We start from the raw sequence: 26,819 nt of genomic DNA, 5'->3' as shown, positions 1-26,819 counted from the left end.
TTGTCAATTGAGAAAGAGAACTAATGATCCATAACAGTGCGATCTGAGAACTGCGACACGCTGCCGCACTTGCCCAAGCACCCAGCCCTGTTGGCGATCCAGCCTGCCGACTAATTATTTCAAGACGCCATCCGTTCTCATTGGTGAATGGATCCGGGCGCGCAGGCCCGGATCTGCAGCATTCCAGTGCCTTGCACGGTCGGCGAAGACCGTGTCCCGCATGCCTTGCACGGGCATGCCGCCGCCAACCCGATTCCACCAGTAAGCCGAATTCAGGCAGGAAACCTCATGACCGACGCGTTCGAACTCCCCAGCACCCTGGTCCAAGCCCTTCAGCGCCGCGCGGCCCTGACGCCGGATCGGCTGGCCTTGCGCTTTCTCGCCGAAACCGAGGAACAGGCTGTGGTGCTCAGTTATCGCGAACTCGATCAACGCGCGCGCACCATTGCCGCCGCGTTGCAGGCCGAGGCCGGATTCGGTGATCGCGCGGTATTGCTGTTTCCCAGCGGCCCGGATTACGTCGCAGCGTTCTTCGGTTGCCTGTACGCAGGCGTGATCGCGGTGCCGGCCTATCCGCCGGAATCGGCCAAGCGTCACCATCAGGAACGCCTGCTGTCGATCATCGCCGACGCCGAGCCGCGTCTGCTGCTGACCAGCGCCGATCTGCGCGAGGCCTTGCAGCAAATCGACAGCGCGCCGCCGCTGTTGTGCGTCGATACCCTCGACGCTGCGCTGGCCGAACGCTGGGTCGAGCCGGCCCTGCCGCCAGACCACATCGCCTTCCTGCAATACACCTCCGGCTCCACCGCGCTGCCCAAGGGCGTGCAGGTCAGCCACGGCAATCTGGTGGCCAACGAACTGCTGATCCGCCACGGTTTCGGTATCGACGTAAACCCCGACGACGTGATCGTCAGCTGGCTGCCGCTGTACCACGACATGGGCCTGATCGGCGGTCTGCTGCAACCGATCTTCAGTGGCGTGCCGTGCATTCTGATGTCGCCGGCGTATTTCCTCGGCCGGCCGTTGCGCTGGCTCGAAGCGATCAGCCAGTACGGCGGCACCATCAGCGGCGGGCCGGACTTCGCTTATCGTCTGTGCAGCGAGCGGGTCAGCGAATCGGCGCTGGAGCGTCTTGACCTGAGCCGTTGGCGCGTCGCCTATTCCGGTTCCGAACCGATTCGCCTCGACACCCTCGAGCGCTTCGCCGAGAAATTCACCGCGTGCGGTTTCAGCGAAAGCAGTTTCATGGCGTCCTACGGTCTGGCCGAAGCGACCCTGTTCGTCGCCGGCACACCGCGCGGCACAGGCATTCCCGCACTGCGCGTCGACGATCAGGCCCTGGCGCAAAACCGCGCCGAGCCGGGCGAGGGCAGCTCGATCATGAGCTGCGGCATCAGCCAACCGGAACATGCGGTGCTGATCGTTGAGCCGAACACGCTTGAAGAACTGGCCGACAACGCCGTGGGTGAGGTCTGGGCCGCCGGCCCGAGCATCGCCCTCGGCTACTGGCGCAACCCCGAGGCCAGCGCCAGGACCTTCGTCGAGCATGCCGGCCAGACCTGGCTGCGCACCGGTGACCTGGGCTTTATTCGCGACGGTGAACTGTTTATCACCGGTCGCCTGAAAGACATGCTGATCGTGCGCGGTCACAACCTCTACCCGCAGGATCTCGAAAAGACGGTCGAGAACGAAGTGGAGGTGGTGCGCAAGGGCCGCGTTGCGGCGTTCGCGGTCCATCAGCATGGCGAAGAAGGCATCGGCATCGCGGCGGAAATCAGCCGCAGCGTGCAGAAAATCCTCCCGCCCGAGGCATTGATCAAAGCCATCCGCCAAGCGGTGGCCGAGGCTTATCAGGAAGCACCGAGCGTGGTGGTGCTGCTCAATCCGGGTGCATTGCCGAAGACTTCCAGCGGCAAACTGCAACGTTCGGCCTGCCGCAATCGTCTGGCCGACGGCAGCCTCGACAGCTACGCGGTGTTTCCGTCGGCCACCGCAGAACCCGCTCAGGACTCGACGGCGTCCGCCTCGGAACTGGAAGCGTTGATCGGCAACATCTGGGCCGAGCAACTCAACGTCAAGCAAGTCAACGCCGACGATCACTTCTTCCTGCTCGGCGGCAACTCGATCGCCGCCGCCCAAGTGATTGCCAAGGTCCGCGAAGCGCTGAGCCTGGAGCTGAACCTGCGCCTGCTGTTCGAAGCACCGACCCTGTCCGCATTCGCCACCGCTGTTGCACAACAGCAAGAGGACGGCGGCAGCGCCCAGGGCGAAATCACTGTGTTGTCGCGCAACGAAGCACTGCCGCAATCGCTGGCGCAAAACCGCTTGTGGATCACCTGGCAACTCGATCCGCACAGCAGCGCCTACAACATTCCCGGTGCCCTGCGCCTGCGTGGCGAACTGGACCAGGACGCTCTGCGCGTCAGTTTCCAGCAACTGATCGAGCGCCACGAATCCCTGCGCACGCGCTTCTTCGAACGCGACGGCGTGGCCCTGCAACAGGTCGAGGCGGCGGGCGAGTTCAACCTGCAACTGATCGACATCAGCGACCTGCCGGCCCGCGAACGGGAAGCCCGCGCACAACAGATCCGTGAAGACGAAGCCCGCACTCAGTTCGACCTGGAGCAAGGCCCGCTGCTATGGGTGACGCTGGTTCGCCTCGATGACGAGGATCACCAGTTGCTGGTGACGATGCACCACATCATCGCCGACGGCTGGTCGCAGAACGTGCTGATCGACGAGTTCTCGCGTCTTTACGCCGCCGCGTCCCAAGGCCAGCGCACCGAACTCGCAGCGCTGCCAAGCCAATACGCCGACTACGGCAGCTGGCAGCGCCAATGGCTGGCGCAAGGCGAAGGCGAGCGGCAATTGGCGTACTGGAAAGCGCAACTGGGGGATGAGCATCCGACTCTGGAGCTGGCGACCGATCATCCACGCGCTGCCAAGCAAAAGCACAGCGCCGCACGCCACAGCGTTCGCCTGGGAATCAGCCTCAGCGACGCCATTCGCCAGACCGCCCAAGCCCATCAATCCACGCCATTCATGCTGTTGCTCTCGGCGTTCCAGAGCCTGCTGCATCGCTACAGCGGTCAGCGCGACATCCGCATCGGCGTACCCAACGCCAACCGTCCGCGCCTGGAAACCCAGGGCCTGATCGGCTTCTTCATCAACACCCAGGTGCTGCGTGCCGACGTCGATTCGCGACTGCCGTTCACCGAACTGCTGGCGCAAACCCGTCAGGCGGCACTTGGCGCTCAGGCGAATCAGGACCTGCCGTTCGAACAACTGCTCGAAGCTTTCCCGCAGGCCCGCGAACAAGGCCTGTTTCAGGTGATGTTCAACCACCAGCAGCGCGACTTGAGTGCGCTCAAACGTCTGCCGGGCCTGCTCGCCGAAGAACTGCCGTGGCACAGCCGCGAGGCCAAGTTCGATCTGCAACTGCACAGTGAAGAAGACCGCAACGGGCGTCTGACGCTGTCCTTCGACTATGCCGATGAGCTGTTCGACGCTGCGACCATCGAGCGTCTGGCCGAGCATTTCAGCAACCTGTTGCGTGCAGTCTGCGAACGTCCGGAACAAACCATCGGCGAGCTGCAACTGCTGACCGCTGCCGAGAACACGCAGCAAAGCGAATGGAGCATCGCCCCGTGCACCCCGGCGCAACAATGGCTGCCGCAATTGCTGAATGAACAGGCACGGCAGACGCCTGATCGCACCGCGCTGGTGTGGGACGGCGGCAACCTCGATTTCGCCGAACTGCACGCCCAGGCCAACCGTCTGGCCCATTACCTGCGCGACAAGGGCGTCGGCCCGGATGTGTGCGTGGCCATCGCCGCCGAGCGTTCGCCGCAACTGCTGATCGGCCTGCTGGCGATCATCAAGGCCGGTGGCGCCTACGTGCCGCTGGACCCGGATTACCCGGCTGATCGTCTGGCTTACATGCTCAGCGACAGCGGCGTCGGACTGCTGCTGACCCAGACTGCATTGCTTGACCGCTTGCCGGCCAGCGAAGGCGTCAGCGTGATCGCCATGGACACCCTGCACCTGGAGAACTGGCCGAGCCAGGCGCCGGGTCTGCACCTGCACGGCGACAACCTCGCCTACGTGATTTACACCTCCGGTTCCACCGGCCAGCCGAAAGGCGTGGGCAACACGCATGCGGCGTTGGCCGAACGTCTGCAATGGATGCAAAACACTTATCGCCTGAACGACACCGACGTGCTGATGCAAAAGGCGCCGATCAGTTTCGACGTGTCGGTGTGGGAATGCTTCTGGCCGCTGATCACCGGTGCGCGCCTGCTGATCGCCGGCCCCGGCGAGCATCGCGATCCGCATCGCATCGCGCAGCTGGTGCAACAGTACGGCGTGACCACGCTGCACTTCGTGCCGCCGCTGCTTTCGCTGTTTATCGACGAACCCTTGAGCGCCGAATGCACCCGCCTGCGTCGGGTGTTCTCCGGCGGTGAAGCGCTGCCGGCGGAATTGCGCAACCGCGTGCTGGCGCAACTGCCGGCGGTGCAACTGCACAACCGTTATGGCCCGACCGAAACCGCGATCAACGTCACCCACTGGCACTGCTCCGTGGCGGATGGCGAGCATTCGCCGATTGGCCGTCCGCTGGGCAACGTCGTTTGCCGCGTGCTCGACAGCGATCTCAATCCTGTGCCGGCCGGTGTGCCGGGTGAGCTGTGCATCAGCGGCATCGGCCTGGCCCGTGGCTACCTCGGCCGTCCGGCGCTGACGGCCGAGCGTTTCGTGGTCGACCCGCTGGGCGAGCAGGGCGCGCGTCTGTACCGCACCGGTGACCGTGCGCGCTGGACCGACGAGGGTGTGATCGAATACCTCGGCCGTCTCGATCAGCAGGTCAAACTGCGTGGCTTCCGCGTCGAGCCGCAAGAGATCGAAGCCCGTCTGCTGGCCCAGGACGGCGTAGCCCAGGTCGCCGTGCTGGTGCGTGAAACCGGCGCCGGTCCGCAACTGATCGGCTACTTCACTGCCACCGACGCCAATGAAGATCAGGACGCGCAAATCGCTCGCCTGAAAACCGCACTGGCTGCCGAGCTGCCGGAATACATGGTCCCGGCGCAACTGATGCGCCTGGACGCTATGCCCCTGAGCCCGAGCGGCAAACTCGACCGCCGCGCCTTGCCCGAGCCGCAATGGCAGGTGCGTGAACACGTCGAGCCGGTCACCGAGCTGGAACAACAGATCGCCGCGATCTGGCGCGAAGTGCTGGGCCTGAAACAAGTCGGCCTGCGCGACGACTTCTTCGCCCTCGGCGGCCATTCGCTGCTGGCCACGCAAATCATCTCCCGCACCCGGCAGGCCTGTGACGTCGAACTGCCGTTGCGCGCCTTGTTCGAGCACAGCGAACTCGGTGATTTCGCCGAGCAGATCCGCCAGATCCAGGCCAGCGGCCGCACCAACCAACAGCCGCCGATCGACAAGGTTGATCGCAGCCAACCGGTGCCGCTGTCCTATTCCCAACAACGCATGTGGTTCCTCTGGCAGATGGAACCCGACAGCCCGGCGTACAACGTCGGCGGCATGGCGCGCCTGCGTGGCGTGCTGGATGTCGGGCGTTTCGAAGCGGCGCTGCAAGCGCTGATCCTGCGTCACGAAACCCTGCGCACCACGTTCCCGAGTATCGATGGCGTGGCCCGTCAGCAGGTGCATGCCGAGACCGGCGTGCGCATGGACTGGAAGGACTTCTCGAAGTTCGCCGCCGATGTGCGCGAGCAGAACGTCCAGCAACTGGCTGACGACGAAGCGCACCTGCCGTTCGATCTGGAGACCGGCCCGCTGCTGCGCGCCTGCCTGGTCAAGACCGCCGAGCAGGAGCATTACTTTGTTCTGACCCTGCACCACATCGTCACCGAAGGCTGGGCGATGGACATTTTTGCCCGGGAACTCAGCGCGCTGTACGAAGCATTTGTCGACGACCGTGAATCGCCGCTGGAGCCGCTGCCGGTGCAATACCTCGACTACAGCGTGTGGCAGCGCCACTGGCTGGAGTCCGGCGAGCGTCAGCGTCAGCTCGACTACTGGACCGCGCAACTGGGCCGCGAACATCCGCTGCTGGAATTGCCGGGCGACCGTCCGCGTCCACCGGTGCAAAGTCATCAGGGAGAACTGTTCCGTTTCGACCTGAGCGACGATCTCGCCGCACGGGTTCGGGCGTTCAACGCGCAGAACGGTCTGACCCTGTTCATGACCATGACCGCCGCCCTCGCGACCTTGCTTTACCGCTACAGCGGCCAGACCGATCTGCGCATCGGCGCGCCGGTGGCCAACCGTATCCGCCCGGAAAGCGAAGGCCTGATCGGTGCGTTCCTTAACACTCAAGTGCTGCGTTGCCAGCTCGACGGCCAGATGTCGGTCGGCGAATTGTTCGAGCAGGTGCGCCACACCGTGATCGAAGGCCAGTCCCATCAGGACCTGCCGTTCGACCATCTGGTTGAAGCCCTGCAGCCTCCGCGCAGTGCCGCGTACAACCCACTGTTTCAGGTGATGTGCAACGTGCAGCGCTGGGAATTCCAGCAGAGCCGCAGGCTCGCCGGGATGACCGTCGAGTACCTGGCCAACGATGCGCGGGCGACCAAGTTCGACCTCAACCTGGAAGTCACCGACCTCGACCATCGCCTCGGTTGCTGCCTGACTTACAGCACCGATCTGTTCGACGAGCCGACGATTGCGCGCATGGCCAAACATTGGCGCAACCTGCTGGAAGCGCTGATCGCCGACCCGCAGCAGCGTCTCAGCGAACTGCCGCTGCTCGATGCACCGGAACAACAGCAATTGCTCGACAGCCTCGGTGTCGAGCCGGGCGAGCGTCGTCTTGATCAGTGCATCCATCACCTGTTCGCCGAGCAGGCGCTGGCGCGTAAAGATGCGCCGGCCCTGACCTTTGCCGGGCAGACTCTGAGCTACGCCGAACTCGATGTCCGCGCCAATCGTCTGGCCTGGGCCCTGCGTGAACGCGGTGTCGGCCCGCAAGTGCGGGTCGGTCTGGCGCTGGAGCGTTCGCTGGAAATGGTCGTTGGCCTGCTGGCGATCCTCAAGGCCGGCGGCGCCTACGTGCCGCTGGACCCGGAATACCCGCTCGACCGTCTGCATTACATGATCGAAGACAGCGGCGTCGGCCTGCTGCTCAGCGACCGGGCGATGTTCAAGGCACTCGGCGAACTGCCGTCGAACGTGGCGCGCTGGTGCCTGGAAGATGACAGCGCGGCGCTGGCCGATTACCCGGCAACCGAGCTGCCATTCATCAGCCTGCCGCAGCATCAGGCGTATCTGATTTACACCTCGGGTTCCACCGGCAAGCCGAAAGGTGTGGTGGTGTCCCATGGTGAAATTGCCATGCACTGTCAGGCTGTGATCGAACGCTTCGGCATGCGCCCGGACGACTGCGAACTGCACTTTTATTCGATCAACTTCGACGCCGCCACCGAGCGTCTGCTGGTGCCGCTGCTCAGCGGTGCGCAGGTGGTGCTGCGTGCGCAGGGTCAGTGGGACGCGGAACAAATCTGCGGGCTGATCCGCGAACATCGGATCAATATTCTCGGTTTCACCCCGAGCTACGGCAGCCAGTTGGCGCAGTTTCTCGCGACACAAAACGACAGCCTGCCGGTGCGGATGATCATCACCGGTGGCGAAGCACTGACCGGCGAGCACCTGCAACGGATTCGCGCGGCGTTCAAACCGAGCCTGTTCTTCAACGCCTATGGCCCGACCGAAACCGTGGTCATGCCGCTGGCCAGTCTGGCGCCTGAAGTGTTGGCGGAGGGCGCCGGCAGTGTGCCGATCGGCAGCGTGATCGGTGATCGCGTGGCCTACATTCTCGACGCCGATCTGGCGCTGGTGCCGCAAGGCGCGACCGGTGAATTATTCGTCGGCGGTGCCGGCCTGGCGCTGGGTTATCACGAGCGTGCGGGCATCACCGCCGAACGCTTTGTCGCCGACCCGTTTGCTGCCGATGGCGGGCGCATGTACCGCACCGGCGACCTGGTGCGCCAGCGCGCCGACGGTCTGGTGGAATACCTGGGACGGATCGACCATCAGGTGAAGATCCGTGGTTTCCGGATCGAGCTGGGCGAGATCGAAACCCGCCTGCTCGAGCACGACTCGATCCGCGAAGCGGTGGTGCTGGCGCTGGATGCGCCGAGCGGCAAGCAACTGGTCGGCTATCTCGTGACCGAGGTCGCTTCGCGAAGCGAAGCCGAGCAGGCCGGACTGCGCGAAGCCCTGAAGGCGCACCTGAAGGCGCAATTGCCGGACTACATGGTGCCGACCCATCTGATTCTGCTGGCGAGCATGCCGCTGACTGCCAACGGCAAGCTCGACCGCCGCGCCTTGCCGGCGCCGGATCCGGAGCTCAATCGTCAGGATTACGTGGCGCCGAGCAACGAGCTGGAACAGACCCTGGCGCAGATCTGGTGCGAGGTGCTCAACGTCGAGCAGGTCGGTCTGAACGACAACTTCTTCGAACTGGGCGGCGACTCGATTCTGTCGATTCAAGTGGTCAGCCGCGCGCGCCAGCAAGGCATTCACTTCAGCCCGCGCGACCTGTTCCAGCACCAGACCGTGCAGACCCTGGCCGCTGTTGCCAGCCGCAGTGAAACCGTGACCGCCGAGCAAGGTCTGGTGTCCGGCGAATCGCGTCTGACGCCGATCCAGCACTGGTTCTTCGACACCGAAATTGCCGAGCGTCAGCACTGGAACCAGGCGTTGCTGCTGGAGCCGACGGTGGCGCTGGAACCGCATTGTCTGGAGCGAGCACTGTTGGCAGTGATTGAGCAGCATGACGCCCTGCGTCTGCGCTTCAGCGAGGTCAACGGCGAATGGCTGGCAACCCATCAACCGGTCACCGATGCCGCCGTGCTGTGGCAAGTCCGCGTGCCGTCAATGGACAAGTGCGCCGCACTGTTCGCCGATGCCCAGCGCAGCCTCGACCTTGCCCAGGGTCCGCTGTTGCGTGCAGTTTTGGTCGATGGGCCGGACGCTCAGCAACGGCTGTTCATCGCGATTCATCACCTGGTGGTCGACGGTGTGTCGTGGCGCGTGCTGCTGGATGATCTGCAAACCGTGTATCGCCAGCTCGACGCCGATCAGTCGGTGAAACTGCCGGCGAAAACCAGCGCCTTCAAGGACTGGGCAGCGCGCTTGCAGGCCTACGCCGGCAGCGAATCCCTGCGTGAAGAGTTGAGCTGGTGGCAGGCGCAACTGGCCGGCCCGAATGCCGATTTGCCGTGCGAACGTCCCGAGGGCGGTCGCGAGAACCGGCATGCGCAAACCGTCAGCGTGCGTCTGGATGCCGAGCGCACCCAGCAACTGCTGCAACAGGTACCGAGTGCTTACCGCACGCAGGTCAACGACCTGTTGCTGACCGCGCTGGCCCGCGTGCTGTGCCGCTGGAGCGGTCAGCCGTCGGCGCTGATTCAACTGGAAGGCCACGGCCGCGAAACCCTGTTCGACGAGATTGACCTGACCCGCACCGTCGGCTGGTTCACCAGCGCTTACCCGCTGCGCCTGACCCCGCACAACGTCGAAGAGACCGCGGGGCAGGGCGCTTCGATTAAGGCGATCAAGGAGCAACTGCGCGCCGTGCCGCACAAAGGCCTCGGTTATGGCGTGCTGCGTTATCTGGCCGATGACGTCAGCCGGCAGAGCATGGCAGCGTTGCTGAACGCGCCGATCACCTTCAACTACCTTGGCCAGTTCGACCAAAGCTTCGGCAGCGATGCGCTGTTCCGTCCGCTGGATGAATCGGTCGGAGCCGCCCACGATCCGCACGCACCGCTGCCGAACGAGTTGAGCGTCGACAGTCAGGTGTACGGCGGGGAACTGCTGCTGCGCTGGACCTTCAGCGCCGAACGCTACGACGCGCAGACCATCAACGAGCTGGCCGATGCCTACGTCGGCGAGTTGCAGAGCCTGATCGAACATTGCCTGCAGGACGAGGCCGGCGGTCTGACGCCGTCGGACTTCCCGCTGGCGAAACTGACCCAGGCGCAACTCGACGCACTGCCGGTGCCGGCGGCGCACATCGAAGACGTGTACCCGCTGACGCCGATGCAGGAAGGCATGCTGCTGCACACCTTGCTTGAGCCGGGCACCGGTCTGTACTACATGCAGGATCGTTACCGCATCAACAGCGAACTCGACCCCGAGCGTTTCGCCCAGGCGTGGCAAGCGGTGGTCGCCCGTCATGAAGCGCTGCGTGCGTCGTTCTGCTGGAACGTCGGCGAAGACATGCTGCAAGTGATCCACACACCGGGTCGTACGCCGATCGAGTACCTGGACTGGAGCGCCATCGCCGAAACCGAGCAGGAGCCGAAACTGCAAGCGCTGCTCAAGGCCGAACGCGAGGCCGGGTTCGATCTGCTCAATCAGGCACCGTTCCACCTGCGCCTGATCAAGGTCGGCGCGGCGCGTTACTGGTTCATGATGAGCAACCACCACATCCTGATCGATGCCTGGTGCCGCTCGTTGCTGATGAATGATTTCTTCGAGATCTACACCGCGCTGGGCGAAGGTCGCGAAGCGCAACTGGCAGTGCCGCCACGCTACCGCGATTACATCGGCTGGCTGCAACGTCAGAGTCTGGCCGAAGCGCGCCAGTGGTGGCAGCAGAACCTGCAAGGCTTCGAGCGCACCACGCCGATCCCGAGCGACCGTCCGTTCCTGCGTGAACACGCCGGCGAAAGTGGCGGCATGATCGTCGGTGACCGCTACACCCGACTGAATGTCGAGGACGGCGCCCGCCTGCGCGAACTGGCCCAGGCTCATCAACTGACCATCAACACCTTCGCCCAGGCGGCGTGGGCGCTGGTGCTGCGGCGCTTGAGCGGTGATCACGACGTGCTGTTCGGCGTGACCGTGGCCGGTCGTCCGGTGGAGATGCCGCAGATGCAACGCACTGTCGGTTTGTTCATCAACAGCATCGCGCTGCGGGTGCGGATTCCGGACGACGATCAGCGTGTCAGCGTGCGCCAGTGGTTGAGCGCTCTGCTCGACAGCAACATGCAGCTGCGCGAGTACGAATACCTGCCGCTGGTGAACATTCAGGAACAGAGCGAACTGCCGAAAGGCCAGCCGCTGTTCGACAGCCTGTTCGTGTTCGAAAACGCCCCGGTGGAAGTTTCCGTGCTGGACCGTGCGCAGAGCCTCAACGCGACCTCGGACTCGGGCCGTACTCACACCAACTTCCCGCTGACTGCTGTGTGCTATCCGGGGGATGACCTGGGGCTGCACCTGTCTTACGACCAGCGCTACTTCGACGAGTCGACCATCGAGCGCATGCTCGGCGAGTTCAAGCGTCTGTTGCTGGCGCTGGTCGAGGGTTTCCATGGCGACATGGCCGACCTGCCGCTGCTGGGCTTTGATGAGCAGGACTTCCTGCTCCACGGTTGCAACCAGAGTGAGCACGACTATCCGCTGGAGCAGAGCTACGTCGAGCTGTTCGAAGTGCAGGTCGCCGCGCATCCGCAACGCATCGCCGCCAGTTGCCTCGATCAGCAGTTGAGCTATGCCGAGTTGAACCAGAACGCCAACCGTCTCGGTCATGCACTGGTCGCGGCCGGGGTGCAGAGGGATCAACCGGTGGCGCTGCTGGGCGAACGTAACCTTGATCTGCTGGGCATGATCATCGGCAGCTTCAAGGCCGGTGCCGGTTACCTGCCGCTGGATCCGGGCCTGCCGAGCCAGCGTCTGCAACGCATCATCGAGCTCAGCCGCACGCCGGTGCTCGTGTGCACCGAGGCTTGCCGTGAACAGGCCACGACCTTGCTGGATGAATTCAGCTGTGCCAACCGCCCACGCTTGCTGGTGTGGGAGGAGGTTCAGGCGGGCGCGGTGTCGTCGACGAATCCGGGTATCTTCAGCGCCCCGGACAACCTCGCCTACGTGATCTACACCTCGGGTTCCACCGGGTTGCCCAAAGGCGTGATGGTCGAGCAGCGCGGCATGCTCAACAACCAGTTGAGCAAGGTGCCGTACCTGAACCTGTGCGACGCCGATGTGATCGCCCAGACCGCTTCGCAAAGCTTCGACATCTCGGTCTGGCAGTTCCTCGCCGCGCCGCTGTTCGGGGCGCGGGTGGACATCGTGCCGAACACCATCGCCCACGATCCGCAAGGCTTGCTGGTGCATGTGCAGCAGCAGGGCATCACCGTGCTGGAGAGCGTGCCGTCGTTGATTCAGGGCATGCTCGCCTCGGATCGCCTGAGCCTCGACGGTCTGCGCTGGATGTTGCCGACCGGTGAAGCAATGCCGCCGGAACTGGCGCACCAATGGCTGCTGCGTTATCCGGACATCGGTCTGGTCAACGCCTATGGCCCGGCGGAGTGCTCGGACGACGTGGCGTTCTTCCGCGTCGACCAGGCCTCGACTCGCGGCAGTTACCTGCCGATCGGTACGCCGACCGACAACAACTTGCTCTATCTGCTGGATGGCGCGCTGGATCTGGTGCCGTTGGGTGCGGTGGGCGAGTTGTGCGTCGCCGGCACCGGTGTCGGTCGCGGTTATGTCAGCGATCCGCTGCGCACCGCGCCGGTGTTCGTGCCCAATCCGTTCGGCGCGCCGGGTGAGCGGCTGTATCGCACCGGTGACCTGGCGCGCCGTCGCAGTGACGGCGTGCTGGAGTACGTCGGCCGGGTTGACCATCAGGTGAAGATCCGCGGTTACCGGATCGAGCTGGGTGAAATCGAGGCGCGTCTGCATGAACAACCGGAAGTCCGTGACGGCGCCGTCGGCGTGCAGGAAGGGGTCAATGGCAAGCATCTGGTCGGCTATCTGGTCGCCGCAGATTCTGCACTGAATCAGAGTGAACGCCTGGAGCGAATCAAGCAGCGCCTGCGCGCCGAACTGCCGGAATACATGGTGCCGCTGCACTGGTTGTGGCTCGACCGGTTGCCGCTCAACGCCAACGGCAAACTCGACCGCAAGGCCTTGCCGGCGCTGGAGATTGGCCAGTTGCAGAGCCAGGACTACCTGGCGCCGCGCAGCGAGCTGGAGCAGACCCTGGCCGATATCTGGGCCGAGGTGCTGAAGGTCGAGAAGGTCGGGGTCCGCGACAACTTCTTCGAACTCGGCGGCCATTCGCTGCTCGCCACGCAGATCGCCTCGCGGGTGCAGAAAGCCCTGCAGCGGGACGTGCCGCTGCGAGCGATGTTCGAGTGCAGCACGGTGGAGGAACTGGCCGGGTACATCGAAGGACTGGCGGCCAGTGACATTACCGAGGAGAAGGTTGATCGGTTGAATGATCTGATGGCGGAGCTGGAGGGGCTGTAAAGCACAGCCCGCGACAATGGCTACCGAAACTTGAGTTTCGCTGTGGCCGTTGTCGCAGATCGGGCTTTGTAATCCTTTCATATCATTGACGACCGAGGCGCGCCCGCTCAGTCTTCGTGCTCCAGTTTCTTTGCCTCGGGGGTTATCCATGCCTTTTTTCACGGTTGACGGACAGGCGCTTCACTACATTGATCAAGGCACGGGCCCGGCGGTGCTGCTGGCCGGCAGCTACCTGTGGGACCAGGCCATGTGGGCCCCGCAAATCGCAGCGTTGTCGGCGAACTATCGGGTGATTGCCCTGGATCTGTGGGGCCATGGTGAATCCGGTCGTTTGCCGCAAGGCACTACTTCGCTGGACGACATCGCCCGTCAGGCACAGGCCTTGCTCGATCATCTGGACATCGACCGGGTCACGCTGGTCGGGCTGTCGGTCGGCGGCATGTGGGGCGTGCGCCTGGCACTGTCGGCGCCACAACGGCTCAACGGTCTCGTACTGATGGACACTTACGTCGGCGTCGAGCCGGAGCCGACCCGCCAGTACTATTTCTCGCTGTTCAAACAGATCGAGGAAAGCGGCGGGATCTCCGAGCAACTGCTGGATATCGTGGTGCCGATCTTCTTCCGCCCGGGCATCGATCGGGCGTCGGCGCTGTATCAGGATTTCCGCGCAAAACTCGCCGGCTATTCAGCCGAACGCCTGCGCGAAAGCATCGTGCCGATGGGACGCATCACCTTTGGCCGTGATGATCTGTTGCCGCGTCTGGGCGAGCTGAATGCGGCCACCACGCTGGTGGTCTGCGGCGATCAGGACAAACCACGCCCGCCGTCGGAAGCGCGGGAAATGGCCGAGTTGATTGGCTGTCCGTGTGTGCTGGTGCCGGAGGCGGGGCATATCTCCAATCTGGAGAATCCGTTGTTTGTGACCGACACGCTGCTGAAGTTTCTGGCGCAGCTGAAGTAACGAAAACGCCCACGCATTGCGTGGGCGTTTTTTATTTCGGGCCGAGAATCTTCGCCAGTTTGTCCGGCGTCGGCGCGCCTTGCTGTTGTTGCAGTTCGCCCTTGTCGTCCATGTAGAAGATCGCCGGAGTCGCCTGCAACTCCAGGTCTTCCATCAACTGCATGTTGGCCGCGAGTCTGGTCTGCACGGCGACTGGAATGTCCTTCAAGGCCTTGAGGGTGCTGGCCTTGCCGGCCTTCTCGTGATCTTCCAGGGCTTTGCTCGGGTCTTTGGCGGCGAGCAGGGCGGCGGCTTTGGCCGGGCTGTCTTCGCGGATGATGCCGACCATGATGTGTCGTAGCTGCACCTTGCCGGCCTTGACCCAGGGGCGGGCCTGTTCCCAGAACATGTTGCAGTACGGGCAGTTCGGATCGCTGAACAGGTACACGGTGCGCGGTGCATCCTTGTTGCCGTCCTGAATCCAGTTGCTGGCCTCGAACTTGGCCCAGACTTCCTTGGCCATCGGCGCGTAGACCAGTTTTTGCAGCGGCGCGCTGCTCAGATCATTGCCGTCGGCGTCGTACAGGTTGCCCAGCAGCACGTGCTTGCCGTCCGGCGTCAGGTACAGCGCCATGCCGCGGTTCTGGTATTGCGCGGCGTAACCGCGCAGGCCGTCCGGCGCATCGAACTGGCCGACGATCTTGGCGCCCTTGGCTTCGATTTTCTTGATCGCTTCGGGCAGTTCTTCAGCGGCCTGTACTGACGGCAGTTGCAGCAGGGCGGTGCCCAGAGTCAGCGTCAGCAGATGGCGGAGGCGGGGCATGGCAGTTTCCTTGCAGAGGTGGCCGGTGCGGCGTTCGTATTCGGATTGGGGATGTCGAAGTTTTCCAGGGCGCGGGCCAGGCTGGCGTTCGACAACTCGCCCAGATGGCTGCTCAGCAAGCGACCGTCCGGGCTATAGAACAGCGTAGTCGGCAGGGCCATGGAGCCCACGGCCTGGCCGAGGCGTCCACTGCGGTCGAACAGCACGTTGTTCAGGCTCAAGCCCTGGGTTTCGAGAAACGTGGCAACGCTTTGCATGCTTTCGGCCTGGTTGACGAACAGGAACGTCAGGTCCGGGCGTTGTTGCTGGGCGTTTTCCAGCACCGGCATTTCCCGGCGGCAGGGCGGGCACCAGGTGGCCCACAGGTTGATCACCAGCGGCCCGCCCTGATAGTCGGTGAGTTTCACGGTTTCTCCGGCGGCGTTGCGCAGGGTGATGTCCGGCAGGCGTGTGCCTTGCTCGTAGATGTTCAGCGACAGGCTCGCCAGCACCCAGAACGCCACACCACTGACCACGCCGAAACCCAGCGGTCGACGCAAACCCGGTCGGCGCCAGCCGCGATACAGCGCCGCGAGCAACAACACGATCACCCCCGGCCAGGCGAGAAAACCACCGTCTCGCAGGTCGATGATCTGCCACGGATCGTTGCGATAGTGGCCCCAGTACACAGCGACAAACGCAATGCGCGCGGCCAGCATGCCGAGCAGAAACAGGCTGAACAGCACCGACTCCGGATTGTCACCGCCGCGCTTGGCCACCCGCCAGCCGACGAAGGTCGCCAGTGCCAGCGCACTGATCAGCAGCAGGTGGTTGAGGGCGATGGCAAAGGTGCCGAGTGTGAAGGTCAGCATTAACGGGCGTCTCGGGTGGTGGTCCAGCGTTGCAGGAAAGTATCGGCATCGACCTCGCCGGTGATGCGCTGGCTGCGGCGCTCTTCACCGTCGGCGCCGATCCACACGAAACTCGGTGGCCCCGGCACTTTGTAACGGCCGAGCAGTTCGCGGCTGGCGGCATTGTCGGCGGTGACGTCGAGTCGGAGCAAGCGCACATCGCTCAGAGCCTGCATCACCCGCGTCTGGCCGAACACCTGTTTCTCCATGACTTTGCACGACACACACCAATCGGCGTAGTAATCGAGCAGCACCCACTGGCCCTGTGTTTTGGCGGCGTCGAGCTCGCGTTGCAGGGCGGCGGGATCCTTGATCGTCGTAAAGGCTTCGTGGCCGCTGGGCGCCGCAGATCCGACGCGTCCGGCGCTGTACACCTGCAACGGCTGATACGGATCGTCACTGCCGCCCGCTGCACCGACCACCAGCAGACTGCCCCACAGGCCCAGCAACAGCGAACCGGCACCGAACAATTGTGCGACGCGACCAAAGCCCTCGGACTGTTTCCAGGCGCTGTAAGCGGCGATCAACAGCAGCGCGCCGCACAGACCCAGCCACAGCGACGGCTCCAGCACCGGACGCAGCATCAGCAGCGCGGTGGCGAGGAACAGGAAGCCGAACACGCCCTTGAGCAGATTCATCCACGCGCCGGGTTTGGGCAGGAAGCGATTGCCGACCGTTACCAGCAACAGCAGCGGGACGCCGATGCCGATGCCCAGGGCAAACAGGATCAAACCGCCGTGCAGCGCGTTGCCGCTTTGCGCGATGTAGAGCAGGGCGCCGGCCAGCGGTGCGGTCATGCACGGGCCGACCAGCAGACCGGACAACGCACCCAATACGCCCGCGCCGACCAGACTGCCACCGCGTTGACTGCGCGAGGCGTGTTCCAGTCGATCCCGCAGGGCCACCGGCAATTGCAGCTCGAAGAAGCCGAACATCGGCAGCGCCAGAACCACAAACACTGCCGCGAACGTCCCGAGCAGCCACGGGTTCTGCAACCACGCCTGCAGGTTGGCACCCAGCAGCGCGGCAATGACGCCCATCGCCGAGTAAACCAGCGCCATGCACATCACATAACTGCCGGCCAGCGCAAAACCCCGACGCGGCGTGGCGCCGCTGCCGACCACCATGCCCGCCAGAATCGGCAGCATCGGCAACGAGCACGGCGCAAACGCCAGCAGCAGACCGAGACCGAAGAACACCAGCAGACTCCAGCCCAGCGAGTGCTGTTGCAGGCCGCTGGCCAGTGCCTGATCCGGTGCTTCATCGGTCGTTGCTGCGGCTTTGCCGCCGAGGTCGATCACTCGCGTCTGCGGGGGATAGCAAAGACCGGCATCGGCGCAGCCCTGATAACTGACCTTGATCTGGCCCGTGGCGGCTGCCGGAATCTTCAGTTCCAGACCCTGGCGATAAACCGGTTGCTCACCGAAATACTCGTCGCTGTGGGATTCGCCCTCGGGCAGGGCCGGGACATTTTGCGCCGCCAGCCCGTCGAACTTCAGACGTTTCTGATAAAGGTAATAACCGTCGGCGATTTGCCAGAATAGCTGGGTTTCACCGGAATCCAGACGTTCCGAGGTCAGCACGAACGCTTTGTCGACCGGCAGAAACTCCGGTTTTGAAGCGAAGGGATCATTTCCCGCCTGGGCCAGACTCGAAATCAGCAATGCAAAAAACAGAAAAAAATGACGCATGGAGGAGCCTTGTCCCTGTGCAATTGAGGGGCACAATGGCGGGCAGTGATTAACCGATGATTAACCGGGCATATCCATGCGCCGAAACCGCGAAACGCTGCCGTTTCCAGGTAGACGGGGAGTCACAGACCCCGGGTTAATCCGGCGAATCTGCCACTGACATTGTGCGCACCTCCCTCGACTCGGCCCTTCTGCATGTTGTAAATCACGAATTGCTCATTAGTCAGGAAGATGTACCAGAGGTTATCGCTGAAAGTGGGATCAATTTGAGCACCGGTAATAAGGCGATGCTTATAAGGTTCAAGTCCGGGTAATACGGCATTGGAGGGGGGGGTTATTTTTCGCGTTACAGTATCGAATGTCAGATGAGTTCCATCATTCAACAGGAAGCGAAACAGGTTCTTGTGTCCGATGGCTTCCAGCCAGGTGCCGGCAACGATGTTGTCGAAATAAGGCAGGATCGGCGTCCAGAGCGAGTTGGAAAGATCGTAAAAGGCATCAGCCTTGTCAGTGTCCTGGTTATAGGCGCAAACCCATGGGCGATCGCCGTTGTAAAAGAACAACCAGACGATGTCGTTATCGCCCGCCCGTGTCTGGGTGAATCCGAAGCGCAGGTGTCTGGCGTAGGCATCGAACCCTTCCCAGTACCCCTTGATGGGTTTTGGGTAATCATCCAGTACTTTTTCGTCGCCATTGTTGTAGCGGGAGAACGTTTCAGTATCTTTGAAAAAGAAGTAAATTCTGTCAGAGCCGGAGCGCCAGTCGATAGCGACAAAGTTGTTGAGTTTGGACATTTGATATTTTCTTCTAGTAAACGGTGATTGTTTGGTTTGTTGGTGGATGTGATGCTTGTGTGCACTGAGTTGAAGGTTATCGCGATGAATAACTTTCTCGCACTGCTTTTGTGATTGCTGTTTATGTCGAATGGAACTTTTTTAGTTGCTGTTTTTAGTTTTTTAGTTGCTGTTTCGATAGTCGGCGTTGAAAAAGGCATCGCCCGTGGTCGTGCGTATCAAGAGCGTGCTTTTCCTTGGCGCGGGCAGTGTCCATAATTGCCGCTTAATCCTCCGCTGCTTGAATCGCGTTTTTTCTCATGGAGCTCCCATGCACGTACTGGTTTGCGAAGACGATGAGTTGATCGCCAGCGGGATCGTCGCCGGGCTGACGGCGCAAGGCCTGACCGTCGAGCACGTCAACACCGCCTCCAAGGCGCGGGCGATACTCAAGGTTGCCCAATTCGACGTGATGGTGCTGGATCTCGGCCTGCCGGACGAAGATGGCCTCAAGTTGCTGCAACAACTGCGTCAGCAAGGCCTGGAGATTCCGGTGCTGATTCTGACTGCGCGGGATTCGGTCACCGACCGTGTCGACGGTCTGCAGTCCGGTGCCGACGACTACCTGCTCAAACCGTTCGATTTGCGCGAATTATTCGCCCGTCTGCAAACCCTGTTGCGCCGGGTGGCCGGGCGCAGTGTCAACCTGATCGAACACGGCGCGCTGACCTACGACCCGAGCAGCCGCGAAACCACGCTGGCGGGGCGGCCGGTGGACCTGTCCCGTCGCGAACAATCCTTGCTGCAAGCGTTACTGCACAACCGCGGCCGGGTGCTGTCCACCGAGCAGTTGAAGGACAGCGTCTACGGATTCAATGATGAACTGGAGAGCAACGCGCTCAACGTGCACATCCATCACCTGCGCAGCAAACTGGGCAAGGGCATCGTCGAAACCGTGCGGGGTCTGGGCTATCGCCTGGGCCCGGCCGATGGCGGAGAACCGGACAAGTGATGAGCCTGCGCCTGCGCCTGAGCCTGACCCTCGGTGCCGCGTTCGCGCTGATCTGGGCACTGGCGGCCGCCTGGATGCTCAGCGACCTGCGCAACCAGATGATGTTTTCCCTCGACCAGCGCCTGGTGGCGTCGGCGCGGATGGTCGCCGGGTTGCTTGAGCAGTTGCCGGCCATTCCGAGCAAAGGCGAAGGCACCCACTTCAGCGCCGAGCAACTGAATATTCCCGGCGGCATGGCCTGTCAGGTCAGCTCGCTGCGCGGGGAAATCCTCGCCCGCAGCCACAACAATCCGGAACAGGCGCTGGAAGCGCAGAAGATGGGCTTCCACGATCAGATGATCGATGGCGCGCCATGGCGCAGCTTCACCCTGGCCCGGGGCGAGGTGCGGATTACCACCGCCGACCGGGTGATCGAGCGCGAAGCCCTGAACATGTCGATCCTGCTGGCGGCCTCGGTGCCGGTCGGCGTAGCGCTGCTCGGCTGCCTTTGCCTGTTGTGGCTGGGGATCGGCCAGGGCCTGGCTCCGCTCAATCGCTTGCGTGAAGCCTTGATGCGTCGTAATGCGGATTCGCTGGAGCCTTTGCAGTTGCAGTCATTCCCCAGCGAATTGAAACCGCTGCTCGAAACCCAGAACCAGTTGTTCCAGCGCATCGGCAAGACCATCGAGCGCGAACGTCGCCTGACCGGCGATGCCGCCCATGAATTGCGCAGCCCTCTGACGGCGATCAAGACCCACCTGCAAGTGGCGCGCATGACCGAAGGCAGTGCTCGCGATCAGTCGCTGGCCCGGGCCGAGGAGGGCGCCGACCGCCTGCACCGGACCCTTGAGCAACTGCTGTTGCTGGCGCGGGTCGAGGGCAGTCTGTCGTTCGACGACGGCGTGCAGTGCAGCGCCGAACAGGTGGCGAAACTGGCGATCCAGGACTCGGCCAGCGACCAGCGCCAGCGCATCAGACTGCATCTGCCTGAGCGGTTGTCCAGCGCGCCCCTGCAAATGCCGGCGGTGCTGTCGATCGCGGCCCTGCGCAATCTGCTGGACAATGCTTTGCGTCATACGCCGACGGACGGCGCGGTGGACCTGAGCCTGGAAACCACCGCCAATCGCGTGCGTTTCGTGGTGCGCGATCATGGGCCGGGCATCGCCCCGGACGATCTGCAACACCTGACCCAGCGCTTCTGGCGCAACGGCCAGAGCACCGGGTGTGGACTGGGGCTGGCGATTGTCCAGGCGATCGTTCAGCGCTGCGCCTGCACCCTGCATTTCGACAGCCGTCCGGATGGTTTGCGGGTCGAGCTGACCATGCCGCTGCAACCGGTCTGACTTTTTGCCGGGCACATCAAATGTAACCTCTCTCCATTAGTCATCCGCCGGACGCAACGTTATTGTCGCCCAGCCTTTGACTCAATGGATTGAGGGAAACAGCACCATGCAAGCACCCATCCACATCTGTCCCGCCACCCTCGCCGACGCCGGCATCATCAGCCGGATTCTCGAACGCTCGATCCGTGTCGGTTGCGCGCTCGACCATCGCAATGATCCACAACTGGTCGACCACTGGGTCCGCCGACAATCGGCGGAACACATCAGCGCCTGGCTCGCCGATCCCCATCATTATCTGAACATCGCGCTGCTGCGGGACAAACCGGTCGGGGTCGGCATGGCGGCGGCCAATGGCGAGATCACGTTCTGTCATGTGCAGCCGGAGTGGTTTCGTCGCGGTGCGGGTCGCGCACTGATGGGCGATCTGGAGAGGTGGCTGCGGATTCGTGGCCAGCCTTGCGTCACGCTCGCCAGCACGCGAACCGGCGCGGCGTTCTACCGGCGCCTGGGTTATCGCGAAACGGCGTCTGCTCTCATGCAACACGGCGTTTTGACCCTGCCGATGCACAAGGCGCTGGTATTGTCGGCCTGACATTCGATCAAGGGTGTAAATCCTCGACACGCTGGTGCGTTTCCAGAACAGGAAAACCTGCATGTGCGCCCCGCGACCGGAACGCGCACCTGTCCGGTGTGCAGTTTTGGTCACCATCCATCGCGTATTGAGGGGTCGAAAGATGTCAGTCGCCACCAGCCTTATCGAAGAGTCGTCCGCCCGGATCGCCTCCGCGCCGGCTGAAACGCTGTATCAGTTCAATGAATCGCCGTTGCTGGCCCGTCAGAGCCGGCAGGAATCCAATGCCCGCAGCTATCCGCGACGTATTCCCCTGGCACTGAAGCGCGCCAGGGGCCTGTACGTCGAGGATGTCGAGGGACGCACGTTCATCGATTGCCTGGCGGGTGCCGGCACTCTGGCGTTGGGGCATAACCACCCGGTGGTGATCGAGGCGATCCGGCAAGTGCTGGCTGATGAGTTGCCGCTGCACACGCTGGACCTGACCACGCCGGTCAAGGATCAATTTGTCCAGGACCTGTTCGGCCTGCTGCCTCCCGCCTTGGCCAAGGAAGCGAAAATCCAGTTCTGCGGCCCGACCGGCACCGATGCAGTGGAAGCCGCGCTGAAACTGGTGCGCACCGCCACCGGGCGCAGCACCGTGCTGTCGTTCTCCGGCGGTTACCACGGCATGAGCCAAGGTGCCTTGAGCCTGATGGGCAGCCTGGGGCCGAAAAAGCCGCTGGGTGCGCTGCTCAGCAACGGCGTGCAATTCATGCCGTTCCCGTACGACTACCGTTGCCCGTTCGGCCTCGGTGGCGCGGCGGGTGTGAAGGCTAATCTGAGCTACCTGGAAAACCTGCTCAATGATCCCGAGGCTGGTGTGCAATTGCCGGCAGCGGTGATCGTCGAAGCGGTGCAAGGCGAGGGCGGTGTGATCCCGGCGGACATCGAGTGGCTGCGCGGTCTGCGCCGCATCACCGAAAAGGCCGGCGTGGCGCTGATCATCGACGAGATCCAGAGCGGTTTCGCCCGCACCGGCAAGATGTTTGCCTTTGAACACGCCGGCATTACCCCGGATGTGGTGGTGCTGTCCAAAGCCATCGGCGGCAGCCTGCCGCTGGCCGTAGTGGTGTATCGCGAATGGCTCGACACCTGGCAGCCGGGCGCTCACGCCGGTACGTTCCGTGGCAACCAGATGGCGATGGCCGCCGGCTCTGCCGTGATGCGTTACCTGGTTGAGCACAAGGTTTGCGAACACGCCGCCGCCATGGGTGAACGTCTGAGCGAGCACCTGCACCTCCTGCAGCGTGACTTCCCGCAACTGGGCGACATTCGCGGTCGTGGCCTGATGCTCGGTGTCGAGTTGGTTGATCCGAACGGCACGCCGGATGCACTGGGCCATCCACCTGCGTTTGCGCGCCTGGCGCCGCTGGTTCAGCGCGAATGCCTCAAGCGCGGGCTGATTCTGGAGCTGGGCGGACGTCATGGTGCGGTGGTGCGATTCCTGCCGCCGCTGGTGATCACCGCTGCGGAAATCGATCGCGTCGCCGAGATCTTCGGCCGTGCATTGAGCGCCGCGACCGCCGGCCTGTAAATTTTTCGCCGCGTCGAACGTTCTTTCTACATACCCGGCTGCACCCGTCGTGCAGCCCACCCTTACAGCGATGGAGACACAGCATGACGTCAGTATTCGACCGCGAGGACATCCTCTTTCAAGTCGTGGTCAACCACGAAGAGCAGTACTCGATCTGGCCGGACTACAAGGCCGTGCCGGAAGGCTGGCGCACCGTCGGCAAGAGCGGCCTGAAAAAGGAATGCCTGGCCTACATCGAAGAAGTCTGGACCGACATGCGTCCGCTGAGCCTGCGCCAGAAGATGGAAGCGCAAGCGGCTGCACAGTAAGTCATCGGCCAAAAAGAAACCCGCTGGACTGGAAACAGTCAGCGGTTTTTTTCATGTCGATCGTTCCCGCACAGACGGTGATCGTTCCCACGCAGCGCGTGGGAACGATCATGACGGGGGGCAACTGGTGTTACGCGCCGCTGAGGCCCTTGAGCAGCGCATCCACATTGCCTTCCAGCTCCGCCACCGGATCCGCTGCATCGGTGCTCAGCACCAGCAGCTGACTGCCCGATTCGGCAATCGCCGCTTTTACCGCGTCCGACGGCTGGCGATGGTGCAGCACCACCGCCACGTCATTGTCTTTGAGCGTGGCGGTCAGTTTTTTCAGATCCTCCGGCGTCCACTCGGCGTCCGGTCGCGCATCCTGCCCGATCAATTCCAGATTCAGGCTGCCGATCAGGTAACCGAAGTGATCGCTCAGGCTCATCACGCTCAAATTGTCGGCACGGGCCAGACGCGCCTCGCTGTCGGCGCTGAGTTTCAGCAGGCGCTGTTTCAGCGCCGCCAGATTGGCCTCGATCTTCGGTTTGTCCTTCGGTGCCAGGCGCACCAGATCCGCCGCCATCACATCGGCCATGCGCCCCATGTTGTTGCTGGCCAGCCACGGTTGACTGTTCAGGCCGTCGACCTTGAGTCCCGGTTGCACGGCAATGCCGGGCAGGGCGCCGTCCACCGGGCGGGCGGCGTCGACTTCGACGATGCGGATGTTGCTGCGGCGGGCGATCGGGTATAGCGGGTCATCGGCCCACAGCGAGCGCACGCCGATCACTGCATCGGCGCCGGTGGCCAGTTTGCTCAGCGCGGGGGCGCCGCGACCGGTGAAGTAGGCGGTCTGGCGGCTGCCTGGCAGGTTGGCCGGTGCTGCGCGTTCGAGGCTGATGTCGGTGCCCTTGAGCAGGACTTCGCCCAGACCGTAAGTGATGGGCAACGAGGCCAGCACCCGCAACGGTCGGGTGTTTTCAGCCGCCAGAACAGTCGTGGAAGCCACGCCGCACAGGGCGATGGCCAGAGCCAGTTGTCGCAATGAAAAAGCCATTTATCCAAGGTTCCCTTTGAGACTGGGGACGACGCCCCGGGCAATCGCGGCGAGGGCGAAGGCGATACCGGCAACCAGAATGATCGCAGCGCCGGACGGAATCGGCAGGTCGAACACGATGGGCGCGAGAATCCCGCACAGCGTACTGACCGTGGCGATCAGCACCGAACACCAGAAAAAGCCCTTGAGCGACTGGCTGAGCAAGCGCGCTGCCGCCGCCGGAATCACCAGCAGGGCGCCGACCAGAATCGCGCCGATGACTTTCACAGCTGCAACCGTGATCAGCGTCACCAGAATCACGAACAGGTAATCCAGAGTCTTCACCGCGACGCCACGTACCGCCGCGAGTTGCGGATTGAAGCTGGCCAGCATGATCCGGTTGTACAGCGGCAGGGCCAGCGCCATGACCAGTGAACCGACGATGGCCAGTACCAGCAGATCGTTGCCGTTGACCGTCAGCACCGAGCCGAACAGCACGTTTTCCAGAATGTGCACGTTGATCCTGCCCGCCAGAATCAGCAGCAGGCTGGCGCCCAAGGCGAGGGACACCGACAGGAACACGCCGATCAATGTGTCCGGAGCCAGCCCGGTACGGTTGCGCAGGTAGTTGAGCAAAATGCCGAACAGCAGGCAGTAGCCGAACAGGCTGCCGTACGGGCCGGTGTAGGGTTCGCCGAGCAGGATGCCGATGGCCACGCCGGTCAACGCCGCGTGGCCGACCGCTTCGGAGAAAAACGCGAAGCGCTTGACCACCACCAGCGTCCCGAGGCCACCCAGTACCGGGCCGATCAGCAGACCGGCAAGCAGGGCGTTGACCACAAACCCGTACGCCAGGGCTTCCGGCAGGTAACCGGAAGATGCCCAGCCCTGCACCATCAAACGAAAGGCTTCGTAACTCATCAGGCAGCGCTCCGTGGATGGGTCGAGAACAGGGTCAGCAGGCGTTCCGGGGTCAGGGCCTGTTGCGGCGTGGCGTCGAACAGCACCCGGCGGTTGAGACCGGTGACGCGATTGGCCAGACGCCCGACCGCTTCCAGATCGTGCTCGATCCACAGCACCGTGATGCCCGCCGCGCGCCAGTCGCCCAGCAAACGCTCGAACACTTGGATCCCGGCTTCGTCGAGGGCCGACATGGGTTCATCCAGCACCAACAATTGCGGAGCGGGGATCAGGCCTTGAGCGAGCAACACACGCTGGCGTTCGCCACCGGACAATGCGCCCATCCGCCGCTTGCGTTTGTCCTGCATGCCGACTCGCTCCAACGCATCACCGATGGCACCGGCGTAGCGTTTGCTCAAGCCGAGGAAGGCCGGGCGGCGCTGGCACATGGCGGCCATAAAGTCATCGACGGTCATCGGCAGGCCCCGATCGAACTCCAGCGCCTGCGGCACGTAGCCGATGGTGCCGGGTTCGCCGGGCCATTGCAGGCTGAGCCGGCCCTGATGGGGCATCTGCCCGAGCAGGGTCTTGATCAGCGAGCTCTTGCCGCCGCCGTTGGGACCGACCAGCGCATGCACGCTGCCGGGCTGCACCTGAAAGGTGACCATGTCGAGGATGGTCGTGCGGCCGAGGGTCAGGCTGACGTCGGCGAAATCCAGGGTCGGGCCGCTGCGGGTAATCGACAGGTTTTCCTGAACCGTCATGCGCCGGACTCCTGAATAGCGCGAACCACGGTATTGAGGTTGCCGGTCATTTCCTTTTCGTACTTGTCGGCGGTGTATTCGCCGTAGGAAATGTGCGACAGCGGGTACAGCTTCACGCCGGACTCGCGCTGAATGGTTTCGACGTAAGTGGACGGGAAATCCATCTCGGAGAAGATCACCTTCACATCCAGTTCCCGCAGTTGATCGATGGTTTTCTTCAGCTGGCTCGGGCTCGGCTCGATGCCGTGGGCGGGTTCGACCACAGCGGTGACTTCCAGGCCGAATTCACGCAGCAGGTAGTCATAAGCGGCGTGCACCGTGGCAACCCGCAGTTCAGCGTTCGGCGCCTGGGTCAGTTTGGCCAGGGCGTCGGCGCGCATCTGCCGCAGGCGTTTGCCATAGGCGCGGGCGTTCTGGGTGTAGGTCCTGGCGTTGTCCGGGTCGAGCTTGCCCAGTTCCCGGGCGATGTTGTTGACCTGGGCAATCGAGGCGCTGATCGACAAGAACGTGTGCGGGTTCACCACTTTGCCGGCACCGCGTGCGGCAACCCCGGTGGCGGCCAGCAGTGGCACGTTCTCGTTGGCTTCGATGGTCTTGATGTCCGGCGTTTCGCTGGCGGCGATCATCCGGTCGGCAAAGTCGTCATGGCCGACCCCGTTGAGCACGATCACATCCAGCCCGCTGATGCGCTTGATGTCTTCGGCGCGCGGCTCGTAGGCGTGCGGGTTGAAACCGGCGGGAATCAGCGGTACGACCTCGGCCTTGTCACCGACGATATTCGCCACGTAGCTGTAATACGGATGCAGGGTGATGCCGATACGCAGACGCTTGGTCTGATCGGCGCTGGCCAGCGGGCTCAGCAGGCAGGCGCACAGGCCGATCAGCAGCAGGCGCAGGAAAGGGCGGCGTTGAGATGAACTAGGCATGGGCAAGCGGTCTTCTCT

General features: G+C 63.2%; 15 protein-coding genes. 7 read left to right on the top strand and 8 right to left on the bottom strand.

The window, feature by feature from the left end; all coding sequences use genetic code 11:
- Positions 1 to 288: 288 nt before the first annotated feature.
- Together ACKJSM_RS07245 and ACKJSM_RS07240 are read left to right on the top strand one after the other, a co-directional pair.
- Positions 289 to 13,290, top strand: a complete 13,002-nt coding sequence (locus tag ACKJSM_RS07245; RefSeq protein WP_410237088.1) for a non-ribosomal peptide synthetase — start codon at positions 289 to 291, stop codon at positions 13,288 to 13,290.
- Between the two features lie 148 nt (positions 13,291 to 13,438).
- Positions 13,439 to 14,251: an alpha/beta fold hydrolase gene (locus tag ACKJSM_RS07240; protein ID WP_410237087.1), complete on the top strand. Its 813-nt coding sequence runs from the start codon at positions 13,439 to 13,441 to the stop codon at positions 14,249 to 14,251.
- A gap of 31 nt (positions 14,252 to 14,282) precedes the next feature.
- Here the strand turns inward: ACKJSM_RS07240 and dsbG are convergent, their stop codons facing one another.
- From dsbG to ACKJSM_RS07220, 4 genes are all read right to left on the bottom strand, one after another.
- A complete protein-coding gene (gene dsbG / locus ACKJSM_RS07235) occupies positions 14,283 to 15,053 on the bottom strand; it encodes a thiol:disulfide interchange protein DsbG (RefSeq protein ID WP_236182659.1) in 771 nt (256 codons plus the stop codon).
- Positions 15,029 to 15,904 (bottom strand): TlpA disulfide reductase family protein, encoded by an 876-nt coding sequence (locus tag ACKJSM_RS07230; RefSeq protein WP_236182660.1) that lies wholly within the window; start codon positions 15,902 to 15,904, stop codon positions 15,029 to 15,031. Before ACKJSM_RS07230 ends, dsbG begins: the two co-directional genes overlap by 25 nt.
- Positions 15,904 to 17,634: a protein-disulfide reductase DsbD gene (dsbD, locus tag ACKJSM_RS07225; protein WP_410237086.1), complete on the bottom strand. Its 1,731-nt coding sequence runs from the start codon at positions 17,632 to 17,634 to the stop codon at positions 15,904 to 15,906. The genes ACKJSM_RS07230 and dsbD overlap by 1 nt, the downstream gene beginning before the upstream one ends.
- Positions 17,635 to 17,756: 122 nt before the next feature.
- Entirely contained in the window at positions 17,757 to 18,428 is a 672-nt protein-coding gene (locus ACKJSM_RS07220; protein ID WP_410237085.1) for a hypothetical protein, read from the bottom strand.
- A 310-nt stretch (positions 18,429 to 18,738) separates the two neighbouring features.
- On the opposite strand from ACKJSM_RS07220, the gene ACKJSM_RS07215 reads away from it, so the two are divergent.
- The 5 genes from ACKJSM_RS07215 to ACKJSM_RS07195 all read left to right on the top strand — a co-directional run bounded on the left by ACKJSM_RS07215 (position 18,739) and on the right by ACKJSM_RS07195 (position 23,196).
- Complete coding sequence (locus ACKJSM_RS07215) at positions 18,739 to 19,419, top strand: response regulator (RefSeq protein ID WP_410237084.1); 681 nt, start codon at positions 18,739 to 18,741, stop codon at positions 19,417 to 19,419.
- The gene (locus tag ACKJSM_RS07210) at positions 19,419 to 20,741 is read left to right on the top strand and encodes an ATP-binding protein (protein WP_410237083.1); all 1,323 of its coding nucleotides are present in this window, start codon (positions 19,419 to 19,421) and stop codon (positions 20,739 to 20,741) included. The genes ACKJSM_RS07215 and ACKJSM_RS07210 overlap by 1 nt, the downstream gene beginning before the upstream one ends.
- A 106-nt stretch (positions 20,742 to 20,847) precedes the next feature.
- A complete protein-coding gene (locus ACKJSM_RS07205) occupies positions 20,848 to 21,333 on the top strand; it encodes a GNAT family N-acetyltransferase (protein ID WP_236182665.1) in 486 nt (161 codons plus the stop codon).
- A gap of 142 nt (positions 21,334 to 21,475) precedes the next feature.
- The gene (locus tag ACKJSM_RS07200) at positions 21,476 to 22,888 is read left to right on the top strand and encodes an aspartate aminotransferase family protein (RefSeq protein WP_410237082.1); all 1,413 of its coding nucleotides are present in this window, start codon (positions 21,476 to 21,478) and stop codon (positions 22,886 to 22,888) included.
- Between the two features lie 83 nt (positions 22,889 to 22,971).
- Positions 22,972 to 23,196 (top strand): MbtH family protein, encoded by a 225-nt coding sequence (locus tag ACKJSM_RS07195; protein WP_007917715.1) that lies wholly within the window; start codon positions 22,972 to 22,974, stop codon positions 23,194 to 23,196.
- 130 nt (positions 23,197 to 23,326) lie between these two features.
- Here ACKJSM_RS07195 and ACKJSM_RS07190 read toward each other — a convergent pair whose 3' ends face one another.
- The 4 genes from ACKJSM_RS07190 to ACKJSM_RS07175 are packed head-to-tail and all read right to left on the bottom strand — an operon-like array spanning position 23,327 to position 26,801.
- Entirely contained in the window at positions 23,327 to 24,232 is a 906-nt protein-coding gene (locus ACKJSM_RS07190) for a metal ABC transporter substrate-binding protein (protein ID WP_410237081.1), read from the bottom strand.
- Positions 24,233 to 25,132 (bottom strand): metal ABC transporter permease, encoded by a 900-nt coding sequence (locus tag ACKJSM_RS07185; RefSeq protein WP_236182668.1) that lies wholly within the window; start codon positions 25,130 to 25,132, stop codon positions 24,233 to 24,235.
- Positions 25,132 to 25,875, bottom strand: coding sequence for a metal ABC transporter ATP-binding protein (locus ACKJSM_RS07180; RefSeq protein ID WP_410237080.1), 744 nt, complete (start codon positions 25,873 to 25,875; stop codon positions 25,132 to 25,134). The genes ACKJSM_RS07185 and ACKJSM_RS07180 overlap by 1 nt, the downstream gene beginning before the upstream one ends.
- On the bottom strand, positions 25,872 to 26,801 hold the full coding sequence (locus tag ACKJSM_RS07175) for a metal ABC transporter substrate-binding protein (RefSeq protein WP_236182670.1): 930 nt from the start codon (positions 26,799 to 26,801) through the stop codon (positions 25,872 to 25,874). The genes ACKJSM_RS07180 and ACKJSM_RS07175 overlap by 4 nt, the downstream gene beginning before the upstream one ends.
- Positions 26,802 to 26,819: the final 18 nt, after the last annotated feature.

The organism is Pseudomonas sp. PHC1, from assembly GCF_046487845.1.
GTDB lineage: Bacteria > Pseudomonadota > Gammaproteobacteria > Pseudomonadales > Pseudomonadaceae > Aquipseudomonas > Aquipseudomonas sputi.
Note: the sequence above shows the minus strand (reverse complement) of the source record. Positions and strands in the feature narration are given on the sequence as shown.

Bases quoted from the DNA above. Each gene is read 5' to 3' on its own strand.
- ACKJSM_RS07200 (WP_410237082.1), top strand. From the start codon at position 21,476: ATGTCAGTCGCCACCAGCCTTATCGAAGAGTCGTCCGCCCGGATCGCC.
- ACKJSM_RS07175 (WP_236182670.1), bottom strand. From the start codon at position 26,801: ATGCCTAGTTCATCTCAACGCCGCCCTTTCCTGCGCCTGCTGCTGATC.
- ACKJSM_RS07245 (WP_410237088.1), top strand. From the start codon at position 289: ATGACCGACGCGTTCGAACTCCCCAGCACCCTGGTCCAAGCCCTTCAG.
- ACKJSM_RS07230 (WP_236182660.1), bottom strand. From the start codon at position 15,904: ATGCTGACCTTCACACTCGGCACCTTTGCCATCGCCCTCAACCACCTG.
- ACKJSM_RS07220 (WP_410237085.1), bottom strand. From the start codon at position 18,428: ATGTCCAAACTCAACAACTTTGTCGCTATCGACTGGCGCTCCGGCTCT.
- ACKJSM_RS07215 (WP_410237084.1), top strand. From the start codon at position 18,739: ATGCACGTACTGGTTTGCGAAGACGATGAGTTGATCGCCAGCGGGATC.
- ACKJSM_RS07205 (WP_236182665.1), top strand. From the start codon at position 20,848: ATGCAAGCACCCATCCACATCTGTCCCGCCACCCTCGCCGACGCCGGC.
- ACKJSM_RS07185 (WP_236182668.1), bottom strand. From the start codon at position 25,132: ATGAGTTACGAAGCCTTTCGTTTGATGGTGCAGGGCTGGGCATCTTCC.
- ACKJSM_RS07240 (WP_410237087.1), top strand. From the start codon at position 13,439: ATGCCTTTTTTCACGGTTGACGGACAGGCGCTTCACTACATTGATCAA.
- ACKJSM_RS07210 (WP_410237083.1), top strand. From the start codon at position 19,419: ATGAGCCTGCGCCTGCGCCTGAGCCTGACCCTCGGTGCCGCGTTCGCG.
- ACKJSM_RS07190 (WP_410237081.1), bottom strand. From the start codon at position 24,232: ATGGCTTTTTCATTGCGACAACTGGCTCTGGCCATCGCCCTGTGCGGC.
- ACKJSM_RS07180 (WP_410237080.1), bottom strand. From the start codon at position 25,875: ATGACGGTTCAGGAAAACCTGTCGATTACCCGCAGCGGCCCGACCCTG.
- ACKJSM_RS07195 (WP_007917715.1), top strand. From the start codon at position 22,972: ATGACGTCAGTATTCGACCGCGAGGACATCCTCTTTCAAGTCGTGGTC.
- dsbD (WP_410237086.1), bottom strand. From the start codon at position 17,634: ATGCGTCATTTTTTTCTGTTTTTTGCATTGCTGATTTCGAGTCTGGCC.
- dsbG (WP_236182659.1), bottom strand. From the start codon at position 15,053: ATGCCCCGCCTCCGCCATCTGCTGACGCTGACTCTGGGCACCGCCCTG.